The sequence below is a fragment of the Candidatus Blochmannia sansabeanus (nom. nud.) genome (assembly GCF_059935345.1).
This window is the reverse complement of record NZ_CP011795.1, coordinates 335,020-353,725: the sequence shown is the minus strand read 5'-3', so window position 1 is coordinate 353,725 and position 18,706 is coordinate 335,020. Positions and strand designations below refer to the sequence as shown.

At 29.3% G+C, this 18,706-nt stretch carries 13 protein-coding genes; 4 read left to right on the top strand and 9 right to left on the bottom strand.

The annotated features are described in order from the left end of the window. Nucleotides 1–486 precede the first annotated feature (486 nt). The 5 genes from pmbA to Bsans602_RS01510 all read right to left on the bottom strand — a co-directional run bounded on the left by pmbA (nucleotide 487) and on the right by Bsans602_RS01510 (nucleotide 6,662). Nucleotides 487–1,827 carry a metalloprotease PmbA gene (pmbA, locus tag Bsans602_RS01530; RefSeq protein WP_500837347.1) on the bottom strand — a complete coding sequence of 447 codons (1,341 nt, stop codon included), beginning with the start codon at nucleotides 1,825–1,827 and terminating at the stop codon, nucleotides 487–489. Between the two features lie 261 nt (nucleotides 1,828–2,088). Then, nucleotides 2,089–3,570 (bottom strand): metalloprotease TldD, encoded by a 1,482-nt coding sequence (tldD, locus tag Bsans602_RS01525; protein ID WP_500837346.1) that lies wholly within the window; start codon nucleotides 3,568–3,570, stop codon nucleotides 2,089–2,091. A 590-nt stretch (nucleotides 3,571–4,160) separates the two neighbouring features. Next, on the bottom strand, nucleotides 4,161–4,640 hold the full coding sequence (gene mreD, locus Bsans602_RS01520) for a rod shape-determining protein MreD (RefSeq protein ID WP_500837345.1): 480 nt from the start codon (nucleotides 4,638–4,640) through the stop codon (nucleotides 4,161–4,163). A gap of 47 nt (nucleotides 4,641–4,687) precedes the next feature. Next, the gene (gene mreC, locus Bsans602_RS01515; protein WP_500837344.1) at nucleotides 4,688–5,503 is read right to left on the bottom strand and encodes a rod shape-determining protein MreC; all 816 of its coding nucleotides are present in this window, start codon (nucleotides 5,501–5,503) and stop codon (nucleotides 4,688–4,690) included. Nucleotides 5,504–5,618: 115 nt separating this feature from the next. Further along, nucleotides 5,619–6,662 (bottom strand): rod shape-determining protein, encoded by a 1,044-nt coding sequence (locus Bsans602_RS01510; protein ID WP_500837343.1) that lies wholly within the window; start codon nucleotides 6,660–6,662, stop codon nucleotides 5,619–5,621. 645 nt (nucleotides 6,663–7,307) lie between these two features. Here Bsans602_RS01510 and aroQ point away from each other — a divergent pair. Genes aroQ through accC form a run of 3 tightly spaced genes read left to right on the top strand, consistent with a single transcriptional unit; the run spans nucleotide 7,308 to nucleotide 9,602 of the window. Beyond that, nucleotides 7,308–7,766 (top strand): type II 3-dehydroquinate dehydratase, encoded by a 459-nt coding sequence (gene aroQ, locus Bsans602_RS01505; protein ID WP_500837342.1) that lies wholly within the window; start codon nucleotides 7,308–7,310, stop codon nucleotides 7,764–7,766. A gap of 20 nt (nucleotides 7,767–7,786) precedes the next feature. Then, nucleotides 7,787–8,236 carry an acetyl-CoA carboxylase biotin carboxyl carrier protein gene (accB, locus tag Bsans602_RS01500; RefSeq protein WP_500837341.1) on the top strand — a complete coding sequence of 150 codons (450 nt, stop codon included), beginning with the start codon at nucleotides 7,787–7,789 and terminating at the stop codon, nucleotides 8,234–8,236. A gap of 10 nt (nucleotides 8,237–8,246) precedes the next feature. Then, entirely contained in the window at nucleotides 8,247–9,602 is a 1,356-nt protein-coding gene (gene accC / locus Bsans602_RS01495) for an acetyl-CoA carboxylase biotin carboxylase subunit (RefSeq protein ID WP_500837340.1), read from the top strand. Nucleotides 9,603–9,738: 136 nt separating this feature from the next. Here the strand turns inward: accC and gmhB are convergent, their stop codons facing one another. Then, nucleotides 9,739–10,311, bottom strand: coding sequence for a D-glycero-beta-D-manno-heptose 1,7-bisphosphate 7-phosphatase (gene gmhB / locus Bsans602_RS01490; protein ID WP_500837339.1), 573 nt, complete (start codon nucleotides 10,309–10,311; stop codon nucleotides 9,739–9,741). 282 nt (nucleotides 10,312–10,593) lie between these two features. On the opposite strand from gmhB, the gene Bsans602_RS01485 reads away from it, so the two are divergent. Next, nucleotides 10,594–12,330 carry a proline--tRNA ligase gene (locus Bsans602_RS01485; RefSeq protein WP_500837385.1) on the top strand — a complete coding sequence of 579 codons (1,737 nt, stop codon included), beginning with the start codon at nucleotides 10,594–10,596 and terminating at the stop codon, nucleotides 12,328–12,330. Nucleotides 12,331–12,549: 219 nt separating this feature from the next. Here Bsans602_RS01485 and tilS read toward each other — a convergent pair whose 3' ends face one another. The 3 genes from tilS to dnaE all read right to left on the bottom strand — a co-directional run bounded on the left by tilS (nucleotide 12,550) and on the right by dnaE (nucleotide 18,678). Further along, nucleotides 12,550–14,082, bottom strand: a complete 1,533-nt coding sequence (tilS, locus tag Bsans602_RS01480) for a tRNA lysidine(34) synthetase TilS (protein ID WP_500837338.1) — start codon at nucleotides 14,080–14,082, stop codon at nucleotides 12,550–12,552. 129 nt (nucleotides 14,083–14,211) lie between these two features. Further along, nucleotides 14,212–15,171, bottom strand: coding sequence for an acetyl-CoA carboxylase carboxyl transferase subunit alpha (gene accA, locus Bsans602_RS01475; protein WP_500837337.1), 960 nt, complete (start codon nucleotides 15,169–15,171; stop codon nucleotides 14,212–14,214). An 18-nt stretch (nucleotides 15,172–15,189) separates the two neighbouring features. Then, the gene (gene dnaE / locus Bsans602_RS01470) at nucleotides 15,190–18,678 is read right to left on the bottom strand and encodes a DNA polymerase III subunit alpha (protein ID WP_500837336.1); all 3,489 of its coding nucleotides are present in this window, start codon (nucleotides 18,676–18,678) and stop codon (nucleotides 15,190–15,192) included. Nucleotides 18,679–18,706: the final 28 nt, after the last annotated feature.

The window sequence follows — 18,706 nt, the reverse complement described above, 5'->3', positions numbered from 1 at the left end:
TTTTATTACATATAAGTGTTTATGTTATAGTTAACTGTGAGTATCTCAAATGTGGTTAGCATTGCATAGTATTATGCATATATTTAATTGTAATAAAATGTAAAACTATATAGTGTAGGATAAAATCTATTGTGTTAAATTTTTCAAAAATTTTGTTTAGACATCTTATCTTAAATAAGATGTAGTAATTATTGATTAAATTAACATAGTATTTTATTTTGGTTTATATTTGTTCCGTGTTTAAATTAAATAATATAATGAATACTGGCTTTATTTATTGTTTTACTTTATGTATTAATTATTCATATTCATCACTAATTATTTGTATGTAAGACTTTAAGTTATAGTCAATATATGTCTACATATATTGTAGATTGTATAAACAGTATAATTTATTTTTGAATGCAGATGTTTTGTGCATAATGCAGATGTGCAGAATTTAGCAACATGATTTTTAATAATAAAATAATATATTTAATCATTTATTTAAAATCCCGCTATTTTCATGGAAGATATTAAAACGGATCCACAATGAATATGATTTCTTGTTTCAGTATCATGTCCAATAGCAACAATATTGCAAAACATTTCTTTTAAATTTCCAGCAATAGTAATTTCATTTACTGGATATTGAATGTTTCCATTTTCTACCCAAAATCCAGACACCCCGCGTGAATAATTCCCGGTCATAATATTAATCCCTTGTCCCATTATACTAGTGATAATCAGCCCACGATGCATGTGTTTTATTAATTCTATAAAACTTAAATCTTGGTAACTAATATACCAATTATAAATACCATCAGCATGCCCAGTAGTTTTCAGTCCCATTTTTCGCGCAGAATAACTATTTAAAATCCAACTATTTAATATTCCATTTTCTACGATAGTGCGATTTAGTGTTTGTACTCCTTCACCGTCAAACGGGGCAGATCCTAATCCTTTTGGAATATGTGGACGTTCTTTGATTGATACCCAAGAAGGGAAAATTTTCTTTTTCAAACAATTTAGTAAAAAAGTAGATTTTCGGTATACATTATTTCCGTAAATAGCTTCCGATAAATGATGGAATAGACTTGTGGCTATTTCAGCAGAAAACAATACTGGAGATTCTGTCGTTTTAATTTTTTTTGAATTTAAATGATCTAATGCTCGTTGGGCGCATTCTTGTCCAATTGATTCTGGTGAACGTAGGTCATTGAATACACGGCTTAATGTATATGCGTAATTTTGTTCCATAATACCATTACTTGAAGCAATTACACTACAACATAAAGAATATCGACTACTGGTATAACTCTGTAACATACCATGACTATTTCCAAATACTTTAGTAATAAAATAGCTATTAAATCTACCTCCTTCGGTAGCAATAATACGTTTATCATGATGTAATGCTGTTTGTTCTGCTGTAGACGCTAAAGCTACACCTAATTTAGTATTTAAATCAATGGGGTGAAATAGGTCAAGATTCATAGAATTGAATGCTAATAATTCTTTATCAGCAATACCAGAATATGGGTCTGGAGAGGTATAGCATGCTATATTCACTGCTGCTTCAATAGTACGGATTATTGCTTTTTCATGTAAGTCATTTGAAAGAGCAGTGCCTTTTCGTTGTTGACGAAATATAGTTATATCTAAGACATTATGACTATTAAATTCAACGTTCTCAAGTTTTTCATAACGTGTGCTAACAGTAATTCCCGTAGTTTTAACGATTGATACTTCTACTTCATTTGAATATGCATGTGCTAAATTTAAAGCTTGATCTACTATATTTTCTAGAAAGTTACGTTGTTGTATCATATTATATATCACATCCATATTATTCTCCTGTAGTAAGAATCCTTTATTAAAGATAAACTATACGGAATATAGACAATACGACTAGTATTAAGTATCTAAATACTGACATAATTTTATATGTTTAATGTAAAGTAATTTAAATGCAGCTCAGTATTATAGATAATAAATAAAACATATACTTTATATTATAAATATAAATATAAAGCAATCATTATGTAATAACACAATCATCTTTATTAATTACTAATAATAGTTAAATTATATACATATATAATTTAACTATTTGGTCCCTCCAACGGTAATTTTATCTAATTTTATTGTTGGTTGGCCTACGCCAACTGGTATACTTTGTCCGTTTTTTATGCATGTTCCTACTCCTTTATCTAAATATAGATCATTGCCAACCATAGAAATATTTTTCATTATTTCTATTCCTGATCCTATTAAGGTGGCTCCTTTGATAGATTTTGTTATATGACCTTTTTCAATTAAAAAAGCCTCGGATGCAGAAAATACAAATTTACCTGACGTGATATCTACTTGGCCACCATCAAAATTTGAAGCATATATTCCGTAATCTACACTATCAATAATTTCTTCAGGTGTTGATTGACCTGCTAACATATAAGTATTAGTCATGCGAGGCATAGGTAAAGTAGCATAAGATTCACGTCTACCATTTCCTGTTGGATTGCATCCCGTTAGTCTAGCATTTAGCTTATCTTGCATATATCCTACCAGAATACCATTCTTGATTAAAATATTATATTGACCAGGAACTCCTTCATCATCAATAGTTAAGGATCCACGTAATTCTTTTAATGTTGCATCATCCACTATTGTACATAATTCAGATGCTACTATATTTCCAATTTTATTAGAAAATACAGAACTGCCTCTTCTATTAAAATCCCCTTCTAATCCATGGCCTACTGCTTCATGTAATAAAATGCCGGGCCAACCTGATCCCAAAACTACTGTCATAATTCCTGCTGGAGCTGCTATAGACTCAAGATTAATTAGTCCCATTTGAACAGCATCTTTTGTCCAATGGTCTATTTGCGTTTCTCCCTGTATAACAGAGTTAAAAAAATCGTATCCAAATCTTCCGCCACCACCACTTATTCCTTGTTCTCGTTTTCCGTTTTGTTCTACTTGTACTAATATAGATAAACGCACTAATGGTCGAATATCTGCAGCTAAAGTACCATCTGTGGCTGTTACTAAAATTTGTTCATAGATACCTGATAAATTGGCGTTAACCTTTTGTACTCTAGAATCAGTAGTTCGTGCTATTTTATCTATCCTCATTAATAATTCAATTTTTTCTTCTTTAGATATACTAGACAATGGGTTTATATAGGAATATATGGGTGGGTAAGAACGTTTATGAACAGGACGAATAAATTCATGTTTAGGATTAGGAGTAATAATAGTATTATTACTATGGTGATGTTTATGCGTAATGCTAGTAGCAGCTTTCATGCTACAAATTAATGCATCTAAAGTTAATTGATCGGTATAAGCAAATCCTGTTTGTTCACCTATAATTACTCGTATGCCGGCACCTTGATTTATGGCATAAGATCCGGATTTTATAATACTATCCTCAAGAGCCCATGTCTCATGAAAACACGATTGAAAATAAAGATCCGCATAATCTACTTTGAATTTTTCTGTCATATTTAACAAATATGATAGATCAGCATGTTGCAATTTATTGGGCGTGAGCAACTGTTCACTAACAAGATCTAAATTCATATAACTCTCACTGAAATTATTGGATTAATATTTTTGTATAACCATAATTTGTTTATGTATTAAAACTGCATATTGTTACATTTTCAATCAATTTTTAGCACAAATTCCCCGTTGAGTGTGAACTTGAAGTTCATAATTTTTAATTTAGTTTATGCATTGAAATGCAACGGTTGAATATGTCAGTTTTATATCAGTTAAAATATCTCATTTCATTAAACATATAAATTTTGTTTTCAGTATACTTCATTTTTGACGGATTAAATAATATTTTTAAAAATATTGTTATTTGTTATGATTAAATATGTACATAAGTACATTTAATAATTTTAATTAATATTTAAGTTATTAATATTTATAATTTAATAAGTTAATTAAAAGTTTATATAGATTAATTTTCAAGATTATTTATGTACTAGCAAAGATTATTTATTTAGTTAATCTTGATAGTAATTAAGATAGTATTTTAAACAGTATTATTATTTATTAATAATTAATTTATAAAGTTTAAATAATTAAAATTTATTTTTACTAAAATAGCATATAATTAATGTGATAATTTTATTAGTTTTTTATAAATTATCAGGTATATATTAATTATGACAAATTTTACGCATTAAAAAAACTACAAATGGCCATGATATACCATTTAATAAGCAATTCCAAAATATTTCTGGTGTAATAATAAACACTTTAATCATTAAGAATTTTATTAAAAATATAATACCTTGATTAACAAATGAGAGAAATATAATAACAAAAGATTGTTGCCAAACAGATATATATCTAAAGGAATAAATATTTCGTGTTGCTAAATATGCAAGTATGCTTAAAGATAAAGAGTGTATTCCTAAGGTAGATCCCATAATAATATCTATTATTAATCCTAAAATAAACCCAGTGCCTATACTAACTTGATTTGGGAGTACTGTAATCCAATGAATTAATAATATCATTATCCAAGATGGCTGTATCCACCATATTTGTGGGGAAAAAGGAATAATTTGTAATGTAATTGCAACTATAAAGGAACAGTACACCATCCATAGTTTATAATTATAAAATGTATGCATTTTTATGCATTACTTTTATTTTAATATTTTTATATTCAATGTTATCGTTACTCCCAAATTAATATTGCATAACGTAGGCAATGTAATTTAACTATTGGATATGCTCGAATGATAGTAAAATCTTGCTCTGGCTTCACTATTATGTTGGATACTATTGCTACTGGATAGCCTTCTGGGAAACGACCATCTAGTCCAGATGTTACCAATGTATCTCCGATGCATATATCAAGATTTCCTGGGTATTCTGCGCGTAAATCTGTATTATATCCGCAACCCATTAAAATAAAGCGTATGTTGTTTCTTTTTATTTGTACAGGTAAAGCATGTGCAGGATTACAAATTAACATAACACGACTACTAAATACATTAGTAGAGACTACTTGTCCTATTATTCCTGTATCGGTAATAACTGGTTGCCCTATATACACATCATTATTTGTGCCTTGACCTATAAGAACTTGATTATCATATGGATCTGTGTTAGAAGGGAGAATTTTGGTAATTATTTTTCGTTTATTATAACATAAAGGAGAGTGAAGTAATTCATGTAATTTTCTGTTTTCTTGTTTGTATTGATCTATTAATAATAATTCACTGTTCTTTAAAAATAATTCCTGACGTAATGCATGATTTTCTAATATTAATTTGTTGGATTCTTCTAATATTTTTAAAGTATAATTAAATATATAGCGTGGTTTATCGCATAAGATATAAAATAAACAAATAGAATTTTCTATGTATTTTTTACATTGGAGGAACATATTTAATTTTCCGTCAGCAATAATTATCATAATGGACATAATAATTGCTAAAAATAAACGTAACTCTAAATAAGGAAATTTATTATTTATAGCACTATACATAGGATTTAGTACCTTTGATTCTAATGATATGTATTGAATATATTATACAAGAAATATAATTTCTACTTATATGATTTTATCAACTGCAAATATATAATATTTTTATAGTGTAAAATTATTCTTCACTAAATAAATCTCGACCATGTACATCGATCATATCAAGAGCCTTACCTCCTCCTCGTGCAACACAAGTAAGTGGGTCTTCTGCTATTACTACAGGAATACTGGTTTCTTTTATTAATAGACGATCGATATTTTTTAATAATGCCCCTCCGCCAGTCAATACCATACCATATTCAGAAATATCAGATGCTAATTCTGGTGGACATTGTTCTAACGCTGCCATAACCGCGCTAACAATACCAGTTAATGGTTCTTGTAACGCTTCTAAGATTTCATTGTTATTTAGCACAAAACTCCGTGGTATACCTTCTGCTAAATTCCGTCCACGTACTTTTATTTCACGTAGCTCATCGTCTACATATGCAGAACCTATAGTATGTTTTATTCTTTCTGAGGTTACTTCTCCAATTAAGGAACCGTAATGACGCCGTACATAACTAATAATTGCTTCATCAAATCGGTCCCCTCCAATCCTAACAGACGAGGAATATACTACTCCATTAAGTGAAATTACTGCGACTTCGGTGGTACCTCCTCCAATATCTACGACCATCGATCCAGTAGCTTCTGATACCGGTAATCCTGCTCCAATAGCTGCTGCCATAGGTTCCTCTATTAAAAAAACTTCACGAGCCCCTGCTCCTTGCGCAGATTCACGTATAGCTCTACGTTCAACTTGTGTAGCACCTACTGGGACACATACCAATACTCTAGGACTAGGCCTCATAAAGCTATTGCTGTGTACCTTTTTGATAAAATGTTGTAACATTTTTTCAGTAATAAAAAAATCAGCTATTACTCCGTCTTTCATAGGACGAATAGCTGCAATGTTTCCTGGGGTGCGTCCTAGCATTTGTTTAGCTGCATATCCAACAGCAGCTACACTTTTAGGCATTCCTCCGCGATCTTGTCGAATAGCAACAACAGAAGGTTCATTTAAAACAATACCTTGACCTTTTAAATAGATAAGAGTGTTAGCAGTTCCGAGATCAATAGATAGATCGCTAGAAAATATACCACGGAATTTTTTAAACATAATGAATACAAATAATGTTATTAAGCTTTCTAAAATTATCCATTTGTATAGAGTCTCCTGAAGAATGATGAAAATAAAATGCCCATATGATACTGATAAATATATTTTATGGTTCTGATGCTAGGAGTATTACATATTATCCAATTTCTTATTTATTTGAATTTATGGTACAATACTGATTATATCAAAATGCGCTATATAATATATGATGTGAATGTACTACATAATAAATATAATCATATATGCATTGTAAATTATGCTGTATAATATTTACAATAGTATATTAATATTATTTTAATATATATTAACTGTAATTAGGATAAAATGATGATTTATGTATACATTGAAAATATTATAACTTAAGATTATAACGATGGGGTTTAAGAAAATAAGTTTTTGTATTGTATAATTGTACAATAGATATTATTGTGATTTAACAAAAAGTTAAAAAATGATGCTCCGATCATATGGTTGTTGGTATTATTGGATTATATGAATAATAATTGTTCTTATGGTAATGTTTTACGAATAGCTTGAAAATTATTAAAATCATATGAATAAATGTTAATTGCAAGTTGTGCATAACATAATTAGTTGCATCAGTTATAATAGTATATTTATATTTAGTAAGGATACGTGAGCGTAATGATCAGCAGATTTCGTGTTTTGTTAATAAATGGACCAAACTTAAATTTGTTAGGCACACGTGAACCACATATATATGGAGATGAAACCTTATCTGATATTATAGTAAGTTTATATAAAACATCTGATTCTTTAGGTATGCATATGGATCATTTTCAGTCCAATGCAGAACATGAATTAATTAATTGTATACATAAAAGTTATAATAATACAGATTTTATAATAATCAATCCTGCAGCTTTTACTCATACTAGCATAGCATTACGAGATGCGTTGTTATCCGTAAACATTGCTTTTATAGAAATTCATCTTTCTAATATACATACAAGAGAAAAATTCCGATATTATTCGTATTTATCCAGTATTGCTCTTGGGGTGATTTGCGGGTTTGGAGCATATGGGTATCATTGTGCATTACATATGGCATACAAATATTTATCTAAAAAGATTAATAGATAATATATTAACATAGGTTTACTATGGACATTCGTAAAATTAAAAAATTAATCGCATTAATTGAATCATCTAATGTTTCTAAATTAGAGATTTGTGAAGGAAATAAAATAGTGCGCATTACTCGCTCTGTGTCTAGCAGATCATCTTCGTCAACGTGTTCACCTATCACAAAGAATTCAGAAAAATTAGTATATACTCCAAATATAGAAACGCACAAAAATATTAAATTAATAGATGGTGGACATGTCATACGTTCTCCAATGGTAGGTATTTTTTATATTACTTCTAGTCCAGATTCTGATCCATTTGTATCAATAGGACAGACAGTTGAAGTTGGAGATACTTTATGTATTGTTGAAGCTATGAAAGTTATGAATCAAATTCAATCAGATAAATCAGGTATAGTAAAAGCAATTTTACTTGATAATGGCCAAGCAGTTGAATTTAATGAACCGTTACTTATCATCGAATAATGAGAATGGAATGTTAGAGAAAATTGTTATTGCAAATCGAGGAGAAATAGCGTTACGTATTTTGCGTGCGTGTAAAGAGTTAGGAATAAAGACAGTGGCTGTATATTCAACTATAGACCGTGATTTAAAACATGTGCTTTTAGCAGACGAAACTATTTGTATAGGTCCGCCACCTGCCATGTATAGTTATTTAAATATTCCAGCTATTATTTCAGCTGCAGAAATTACTGGATCATCAGGTATTCATCCTGGTTATGGGTTTTTGTCAGAAGATGCTAATTTTGCAGAACAAGTAGAGCGTTCTGGTTTCGTTTTTATTGGGCCATGTTCAGAAACTATTCGTTTAATGGGAAATAAAATATCTGCTATAAATATTATGAAAAAATCAGGGATAATGACTGTTCCGGGTTGGAATTATGAACTTAATAAGAATATAAATGACAATGTTTCAACTGTTTCATGTCAGAATTTACATATTAATTATCCAATTATTATAAAATCTGCTCACGGAGGAGGAGGTCGTGGAATGCGTGTAGTTAGAAAAGAATCAGATTTACAAGACGCTATACGTATGATGCGATTGGAATCAAAAAATATGTTTAATAGTGATGTTATTTATATAGAGCAATACTTGGAAAATCCAAGACATATAGAAATACAGATTTTATCTGATGGCAAAGGAAATATAATTTATTTGACAGAACGTGATTGTTCTATACAAAGAAGGCGCCAGAAGATAGTAGAAGAAACTCCTGCATTAGGTATTAGTTCTGAAATGCGACAACATATAGGAGAGAGTTGTGTGCAGGTTTGTTATAATATTGGATATCGGGGGGTGGGTACATTTGAATTCTTATATGAAAATGATAAATTTTTTTTCATAGAAATGAATACTCGAATCCAAGTTGAACATCCGATTACGGAAATGGTTACCGGAATAGATATTATTAAAGAGCAATTAAAAATTGCTTCTGGGTATACGCTAGATATTAAGCAGCATACTGTTAAATCCGTAGGACATGCTATAGAATGTCGCATAAATGCTGAGGATTCTTATAGTTTTATGCCTAGCTCGGGACGTATTACTAGGTTTCATGCACCTGGAGGGTTAGGTGTGCGTTGGGAATCTCATATTTATTCTGGATACTCAGTGCCATCTTATTATGATTCAATGATAGGAAAATTAATTTGTTTTGGAGAAACACGTGATATAGCTGTTGCGCGTATGAAAAATGCATTATCAGAACTAATTATTGATGGTATTAATACTAATATTGAATTACAATTGAAGATTGTGACTGATGAAGCTTTTCAAAGAGGTAATAATATGAATGTGCATTACTTAGAAAATAAATTAAATATATAGATGTAAGGTATGTAGAGTAAGTTTTACATAGCTGATTATTAATTTTAATTATAAATAAGAGAAGAGTACATAAAATCTTTAACTATAGGAAATAGTAGCATTGAATAAACCAAATAAGATATTAATACGAATATTATTATAAACCGAGGTTTATATTTTTATGTATTTTTATCATGTTTGGAAGGTATGCTAGGCTTTTTATAGTCCAAGTTGCTATGGTTTTGGATTTTTTTGTTATTTTTTTCCCACTGCATACTAATACATTAGTTCCGATACCTGCTGATTGCCCTGCCAACATATCACTTTCAGTATCTCCTACCATATAAGAGTTAGTCATATTGATATTGAAATATTGTTTTGCATCTAATAGCATCCCTGGGTTAGGCTTACGGCATAAACAGGTTTGTTTAAATTTTTTTATTATTCCTTTTTTATAATGTGGACAAAAATAAATAGCATCTATATGCACATGACGTAATTTTAAATAGAAAACCATCCATTTTGTTAACAACAAAAAGTCGTTTTTAGTAAATAAACCTCGTGCTATTCCAGATTGATTAGTAACTATAATTAAAAAAAAATTCATTTTTTTTAAAATTATCATTGCATCGATAACATTTTCAATGAAAAAAAAATTATTAATGTTATGTACATAATCTTTATATACATTAATTGTACCATCTCGGTCCATAAATATAGCATTATTCATATTTGTATTTTATATATATCTTATAGTTATAAATACGTATTAAATAAATAGTATCGTTAAAAAACTTATATTATTCTAATTTTAACGTATAATCATATATTCTACTTTAGATTAATAGGGATATGGTATATATATTATATTAGCAACTGTATTGCTATATTTATCCTATAAAATAGTAAAATTTTTTAATCAAACGTCATAGTATATATAAATATATTAAATTTTTTATTATTTGTTGTTATTTATAATAATGATGAAATCTTTTGTATTAGGCAAATGATAATGCGTACCAGTCAATATTTGTTAGCTACTCTTAAAGAAGCGCCTAAAAGTTGTAAAACAATTAGTCATCAATTAATGTTACGAGCTGGATTAATTCGTCAAGTATCATCTGGTCTTTATACTTGGTTGCCAACCGGTTTACGTGTATTACGAAGAATAGAAAATATCATTCGAGAGGAAATGAATAAAATTGGTGCTATTGAAATATCTATGCCGATAGTTCAGCCTGCAAAATTATGGAAAAAGAGTGGTCGTTGGATAGAATATGGCACAGAATTATTACGTTTTAAAAATCGTAATAATCGAGAATTTGTATTAGGTCCAACTCATGAAGAAATGATTTCCGAAATTATTTGTAAAGAAATAATGTTTTATAAACAGTTTCCGTTAAATATATACCAAATTCATACTAAATATCGAGATGAAGCGCGTCCCAGAGCTGGAATAATACGCGCTAGAGAATTTATTATGAAAGATGGATATTCTTTTCATGTAAGTCAAGAATCTCTTCAAAGTACATATAACAACATGTACCAAACATATCATACTATTTTTAATCGAATTGGATTACATTTTTGTGTTGTTCAAGCTGAACCTGGTAGGATCGGAGGGATGTTATCTCATGAATTTCAGGCATATTCTGAAAATGGTGAAGATAACATAGCGGTACCTATAATAATTGATAACTCAGGTGAGCTTAAACTAAGGCATAACGTTTCTCCTGTTAAAATACAACCAAAAATAGCTATAGAAACCATGCGATTAATAGAAGCCCCTCATATTAGTTCTGTAGAAGAATTAATTAATCAATTTAATTTGTCTATACATCAAGTTGTAAAAACGATAATTGTACGTGTTAAGAATAAATATACAAATAATTCTTGTTCTTTATTAGGATTAGTAATTAGAGCGGATCATCAGATTTGTAATAAAAAAATTGCGATGATTCCAGAAATATCAGTTCCTTTATCTTATATCGATCCAAACGATATGCATGTACTTACCGGGGCGCATCCCAATTTATTGGGACCTATTAATTTATCTATACCATATATTGTAGATTACAATGTAGCTATAATGAGTGATTTTGTTGCCGGGTCTAATATTAGCGGTAAATATTTTTTTGGGGTTAATTGGAATCGTGATATACCTCTTCCAAAAGTAGCAGATTTACATGCCGTGTTGCACGATAATTTATATGTTAATGATAATAATATGTTATTAATTAATAATTGTATTGAGATAGGACATATTTTTCAATTAGGACAAAAATACTCAAAATTAGGTATCAATTATATAAAAAAAAATAATAAACATAATTTAATAGCAGAAATGGGTTGTTATGGAATAGGGATTACTCGGATTATTGCTGTGATTATTGAACAAAATCACGATAAAAATGGAATTTTATGGCCGGATGTTATAGCTCCGTTCAGATTAGCTATCATACCAATTGATATGCATCGCTCTGCTAATGTAAGAAATATTACAGAAAAAATTTATAAACAACTTTTATTTGCCATAGGAATAGATATATTAGTTGATGATCGTAAAGAATATCCAGGAATAATGTTTTCTGATATAGATTTAATTGGAATACCACATATTATCATTATTAGTGATCGTTGTTTAGCTAATCAAGAAGTAGAATATAGATATCGTAAAAAAAATGAGATTAAGAAAATTAAACTTGAAACATTAACGCAATATTTGGTCAAAAAAATTGCTTATTTATGAATGTCTCACTAAACCTTAATAAGAAATTAATATTTATATGAAAATTAAATTTTTTAGTAATATCATGGATACATATGTATGTGATTACGTGTCATGGTACGTAGTGGTAATTTAGGTAAAATCAAGTAATTTATATTTTTAAAAAATAACCAAATCTTTGTATCCCTTCCCTATATCAGGATTTATTATTTCTATTGTAATGAATAATAATAATCTATCTTATTTAAGATAGTGTTTAATACTATTTCTAAAAATTTTATAAGAGATAATGTCTTCTTGTACCCAAGATATTTTCCATGATATGCTATTTTCATTTGTGATCTTTCCATTTTTGGTAATAAATATCCCTATGGCAGCAATCAAGGTTTTATTATAAAACAATAAAGGAATACGACTTCTTAACCACGGAGGTATTTTCAATTCCTGCCAAATTTTTTTTAAACACCGACCATGATTTCTACCTATTATGTATAATAATCCATCTATATGTCCAAAAATAATTGATATTTCTTCATCAGATTTTGGAGCTTGCACAAAACAATGTGTTAATATTCTTTGGGAGTTTTTAAGAATATTAGGAGTATTTAATGGGAAATTTATGTTTAAGGTAGAATCTAATATATCTGTAGATAAAGATTGATTAATTTCTAATGGTTGATATGTTAACATACCTAAGCTGTGCGGTAATAGTATTGTATTATGTATTATTTTCCAAAATAATTTAGTTTTATTTAAAGAAGATTTCATACTTATTGGTAAGATATATAACTTTTCCCGAAAACGACGACATAAGCATGTATCTAATTGTAACATTGGAGTAGCGTCTTCTCGGCTTAATACTACTTCCTTCCAAATGCGATTTATAAGTTGATAAGAAGGCATATTTATAGAAAAGAGCGCTAACCAACGGCGTAGTAAAGCTTGTCTTTTTGGTATACTGCATTGAAATAATGGTTTAAATAATAAAGAATGATCTGATATGTCAATTAATTTCTGTAAAAATTCTGACAAAAATTCATTTAATAAATTTTCCTGATCTCTGCATAACTGTGCAGTACGAGCAACAACTTGATTAAAACAAGGCCATCGTTGACATAGTGATGGTAAAATTTTTATACGTAAAAAATTACGGTCAAAACGCATATCTGTATTGCTATCGTCTTCAATCCAAGTAAGATTCTTTCTATGAGCATATATTTTTAATTGTTCACGAGAACAATCTAATAAAGGTCTTAATAATTTATGTTTATTAGCGTATAAAGTATTCCGAGCTATTCCACTTAATCCAGCTGGACCACTTCCTCTTTTTAATGCAAGGAATAAACTTTCTACTTGGTCATTCATGTGATGCGCAGTTAAAAGTGTTTCTTCTGAACTTAAATGATTATACAGATTTTTATAACGAAGATTTCGCGCTAATTCTTCTATATTTCGTTTTTTACTTTTTGAATTATAACAATTAATATAAATTATAGAAAAAGGTATGTTTCGTATTTCACATTGTTCAGAGCAATGATTAGCCCAATCATTAGCATGATTACTAATACCATGATGTACATATATTGCTCTCAAAATGAACGGAGACGATATTAAGTGATTGGTATTGTGTATTAATGTTGTTAAAATATCTAGAAGTACCGTAGAATCTAGCCCTCCACTGTAAGATAATAGCAATTTCTTATGTCCTATGAGGCAATTAGCTACTTTATGATATAATTTATAATCTTCTGGAAATGTATTTATTACAAACATAATTTTTATTAAAATGGATTATACAAGGTAGCGATGATTTAATAATTATAATAATGTAGATGTACTTAATATTTAATGAATAATTTGAATTACGGGTATTGTTAATTTTAATATATATATATATTAAAATTAACAATACCCGTAATTCATCAATCTGTTATATCGTCGATTTAATAAATCTTTTTCTTTGAAAGAATCTAATTCAATTAAATCTAATAATAATTGTGTTTTTAATGCAACAGATGTAGCCAGCATATCTCTATGTGCCCCGCCTAATGGTTCAGGGATCACGCTATCAATCAGTTTAAGTTTTTTTAGTCGAAAAGCGGTAATACCCATTGCTTCAGCAGCAATCGGGGCTTTTTTAACATTTTTCCACAAAATCGATGCACACCCTTCTGGAGATATTACAGAATATGTACTATACTGTAACATATTGACTTTATCTCCAATACTTATAGCCAGAGCTCCTCCAGAACCTCCTTCTCCAATTACAGTACAAATAATTGGTATTTTCAATATTGACATTGTACGTAAATTTTTAGCTATTGCTGCAGATTGTCCACGTTTTTCTGCCCCTATTCCAGGATAAGCTCCTGGAGTGTCAATAAAAGTAATAAGGGGTATTTTAAATCGTTCTGCCATTTTCATAATACGTAGTGCTTTTCGATATCCTTCCGGAGCAGGCATACCAAAATTTCTTTTAATTTTTTCTTTAGTATCACGACCTTTTTGATGTCCAATAATCATGACTGGACGAGAATCAAGTCTTGCTATTCCTCCTATAATAGCTTTATCATCGGCATACACTCGGTCACCGGATAATTCGTCAAAATCATTAAATATATGTTCTATATAATCTAAAGTATATGGACGTTTAGGATGTCGTGCTAATTGGGCAATTTGCCAAGAATTTAAGTTAGAGAATATTTTTTTAGTAAGATCAATTTTTTTTGAACGAAGACGATCAATCTCTTCATTGATATTTATTTCTAATTTCTTATTTGGATGTGCCATCGATGCTAAAGAATTAATTTTTTCTTCTAAATCTAGGATAGGTTTTTCAAAATCAAGAAAATTTAAACCCATAAAATTCCTATTGTTAAATTAATATAATTCTAATTTGACTTGTTTATTTCCAACAAGATTACGTAGATCGTTTAGTAACTGATTCGTTAAAGTAATATACCATGTTTCTCCACAATGCAATCTTATTTGCATACCATTTTTTTGATAAAAAAAATATATTGGTAAGGTTCCAAATTTATTTTTTTCTAAAAAAATACGGATATTGGTTAATAACTGATCATCAACTTGTTTATCATTTAATATGATAGATAAACTGCGTGCGTTTTTCTTATAAATATCATTTATGTCTTTTAATTTTTGCGCGATCATTTTACAATGACTATGTATCTTATCAATACTGATTATTCCCGTAACAAATAAAAAATTATTTTCTTTTAAACAATATTGGTATTTATTAATTAGTTTTTCAAATATCACTATCTCTAGTCGACCTGAATAATCTTCTATAATACAAAATACAAAATATTTACCTTGTTTGTTTAATTTAGTTCGTATTGATATAATCAAACCAAAAACATGTATGATTTTATTGGTTTTTTCCAGTATAGCATCTTTTATCTTGATGGTATTAGGCATACAGTGTTTTACTATTTTTATATATTGAATAGTAGGATGATTAGTTAAATATAAACCGAGAACTTCTTTTTCTTTTTCCAATAATAGTTGATTAGACCACTGTAATATAGTTTGTTTAGGTACAGATACTATTTTAGTATTTGTATCTAAACATATTTTGAATATATCTGTTTGTCCGCTATATTTATTTTTGATATTTTGATTAACGTGTTTTAATATATCATTGAGAGATGCTATTAGTTTTGCGCGATGAATTCCGAAAGAATCAAAAGCTCCAGAGAGAATTAATTTTTCAATTATACGATTATTTATTTTTGTATTATCGACACGAATACAGAAATCAAATAATCCTTTAAACTTGCCATCTTTCTTACGGGATGTTATTATTGTTTCTATGGAAGTTTTTCCTATGCCTTTTATAGCTCCGAATCCATAGACAATTTCTTTATTTTCATTGACGTAAAAATAATATTGACTAGTATTAATGTTTGGTGGTAGAACCGTAAGGGTCATGTTTTTACATTCGCTTATTAGATGTGTTATTTTATTTAAATTATCCATATCGGAACTTAATGCTGCAGCCATGAATTCAGAAGGATAGTGTGTTTTTAACCATAAAGTTTGATAGGATATTAAAGCATATGCAGCAGAATGAGATTTATTAAATCCATAACCAGCGAATTTTTCTACAAGATCAAAAATTTTAGTTGACAATGTAGTATCCACTCCATTTTTTATAGCGCCTAAATTGAAAAAAGAACGTTGTTTAGCCATATCTTCCGGTTTTTTTTTGCCAATAGCACGTCTTAATATATCTGCTTGTCCTAGCGTATAACCTGATAATACTTGAGCTATTTGCATTATTTGTTCTTGATATAGAATAATTCCGTAAGTTGATTGTAGTACTGGACGTAGAGATTCATGTTGCCATTTAGAATCAGGATAAGAAATAGTTTCGTATCCGTGCTTTCTGTTAATAAAATTATCCACCATACCTGATTGTAATGGACCAGGTCTGAATAATGCAATTAATGCTATTAAATCTTCAAAACAGTCTGGTTTCAATCGTTTAATTAGTTCTTTTATACCGTGTGATTCTAGCTGAAATATTCCAGTAGTTTCTGAAGATTGAAGCATGTGAAAGCTTTTTTGATCATGTAACGATATTGAGTATATATCAACAGCAGCGAGACCATGTTTAAGATATGTATTATTAATCATTTTTAATGCACGATTAATAATAGTTAAAGTACGTAAACCAAGAAAATCAAATTTTATTAAACCAATGCGTTCAATGTCATCTTTATCAAATTGAGTCATTGGGCGAATATTTTCATTGTCATAATATAAAGGAGAAAAATCGGTAATTTTTGTTGGCGCAATTACTACTCCTCCTGCATGTTTGCTAACGTTTCTAACAATACCTTCCAATTGACAAGCCATATCTATTAGTGTTTTGATATCTTCATGATTCTTATAAAGTAATTCAAGTTGAGGTTCGGTAGAAAAAGCTTTTTTTAGTGTTATTCCAGGTTCTAATGGAATTAATTTAGCAATACGATTAATAAATGTATAAGGATGACCCAATACACGTCCTACATCACGTACTACCGCTTTAGCTGCCATGGTTCCGAATGTAATAATTTGAGATACAGAATCTGATCCATAAGTTTTTGAAACATGATCGATGACTGAATCACGGCATTCCATACAAAAATCAATATCTAAATCAGGCATAGATATACGTTCTGGATTAAGAAAACGTTCGAATAGTAAATCAAATTTTAATGGATCAAGTTCTGTAATTTTTAAAGCATAGGCTACTAATGAACTAGCGCCAGAGCCTCTTCCGGGTCCAACTGGAATGTCATTATTTTTAGCCCATTTAATAAATTCCATAACGATTAGAAAATAACTCGGGAAGTCCATATTATTAATTACTTGCAATTCATGTTGTAATCGTAAATCATATGGTTTTCGCTTAACAAGACGTTCTTCGATTTTTGGAAACAAAAAAATCAAGCGCTCTTCTAATCCTTTTTCTGCATACATGATAAGAAAGTCTTTAGCGGACATAGATCCAGTAGGAAATTGTGGTAAAAAAGATTTGTCTAAATTAATAGTAAAATTACACCTATAAGCAATTTCTACACTATTTGTTAACGATTCTGGTATATCAGCAAATAATTTACACATCTCTTGTTCACTTTTCATAAATTGCTGTGCGTTATATTTGCATAGTTGCTTAGTTTTCTCTAATGTAGTATTATTGTATATGGCCACGCGAATTTCATGTGCTAAAAAGTCTTGTTTATTAAGAAAACGTACGTCGTTTGTGGCTACTATCGGCAATCCTTTGATCATTGACAATTCAATTGCTAATTGTAAGTAGGATTCTTCATGCTGTCGGTCAGTTCGTATTAATTCTAAATAATATCTATTCGGGAAATATTTTGTATAAAAACGTATACATTGTTCTATCTTAGATTTTTCGTTTCTTAGTAAGTATCTACCAAGATCTCCTTTATATCCTCCAGAAAGTATAATTAAGCCATTATTATATTCTATGAACCAATGGCGTTTAATAGTGAGAGTACTATTGTTACTTCTATTTTTATATGCCTTTGAAATGAGCATAATTAAATTATAATAACCTTGTTTATTAATTACTAAACATGTAAGTTCGCTAGGTTCATTGCCGATGATAGCATCTTGTACTAAAAAATCAGCCCCGATAATTGGTTTAATACCTGCTTTATAAGCAGCAGTATAGAACTTGATAAATCCAAACAGATTATTAAAATCAGTAAGAGCTAATGCGGGCATCTTAAGGACCGCTGCTTTTTTTATCAATTTATTTACTGTAGCTAACCCATCAATCATGGAGTAATCGCTATGTACATGCAAATGAATAAAACGTGGTTCTATCATAGTTCATAAGTTATAATTAATAATGTAT

Bases quoted from the DNA above. Each gene is read 5' to 3' on its own strand.
- gmhB (WP_500837339.1), bottom strand. From the start codon at position 10,311: ATGAATAATGCTATATTTATGGACCGAGATGGTACAATTAATGTATAT.
- Bsans602_RS01510 (WP_500837343.1), bottom strand. From the start codon at position 6,662: ATGTTTAAAAAATTCCGTGGTATATTTTCTAGCGATCTATCTATTGAT.
- aroQ (WP_500837342.1), top strand. From the start codon at position 7,308: ATGATCAGCAGATTTCGTGTTTTGTTAATAAATGGACCAAACTTAAAT.
- mreD (WP_500837345.1), bottom strand. From the start codon at position 4,640: ATGCATACATTTTATAATTATAAACTATGGATGGTGTACTGTTCCTTT.
- Bsans602_RS01485 (WP_500837385.1), top strand. From the start codon at position 10,594: ATGCGTACCAGTCAATATTTGTTAGCTACTCTTAAAGAAGCGCCTAAA.
- accB (WP_500837341.1), top strand. From the start codon at position 7,787: ATGGACATTCGTAAAATTAAAAAATTAATCGCATTAATTGAATCATCT.
- dnaE (WP_500837336.1), bottom strand. From the start codon at position 18,678: ATGATAGAACCACGTTTTATTCATTTGCATGTACATAGCGATTACTCC.
- pmbA (WP_500837347.1), bottom strand. From the start codon at position 1,827: ATGGATGTGATATATAATATGATACAACAACGTAACTTTCTAGAAAAT.
- tldD (WP_500837346.1), bottom strand. From the start codon at position 3,570: ATGAATTTAGATCTTGTTAGTGAACAGTTGCTCACGCCCAATAAATTG.
- accA (WP_500837337.1), bottom strand. From the start codon at position 15,171: ATGGGTTTAAATTTTCTTGATTTTGAAAAACCTATCCTAGATTTAGAA.
- tilS (WP_500837338.1), bottom strand. From the start codon at position 14,082: ATGTTTGTAATAAATACATTTCCAGAAGATTATAAATTATATCATAAA.
- mreC (WP_500837344.1), bottom strand. From the start codon at position 5,503: ATGTATAGTGCTATAAATAATAAATTTCCTTATTTAGAGTTACGTTTA.
- accC (WP_500837340.1), top strand. From the start codon at position 8,247: ATGTTAGAGAAAATTGTTATTGCAAATCGAGGAGAAATAGCGTTACGT.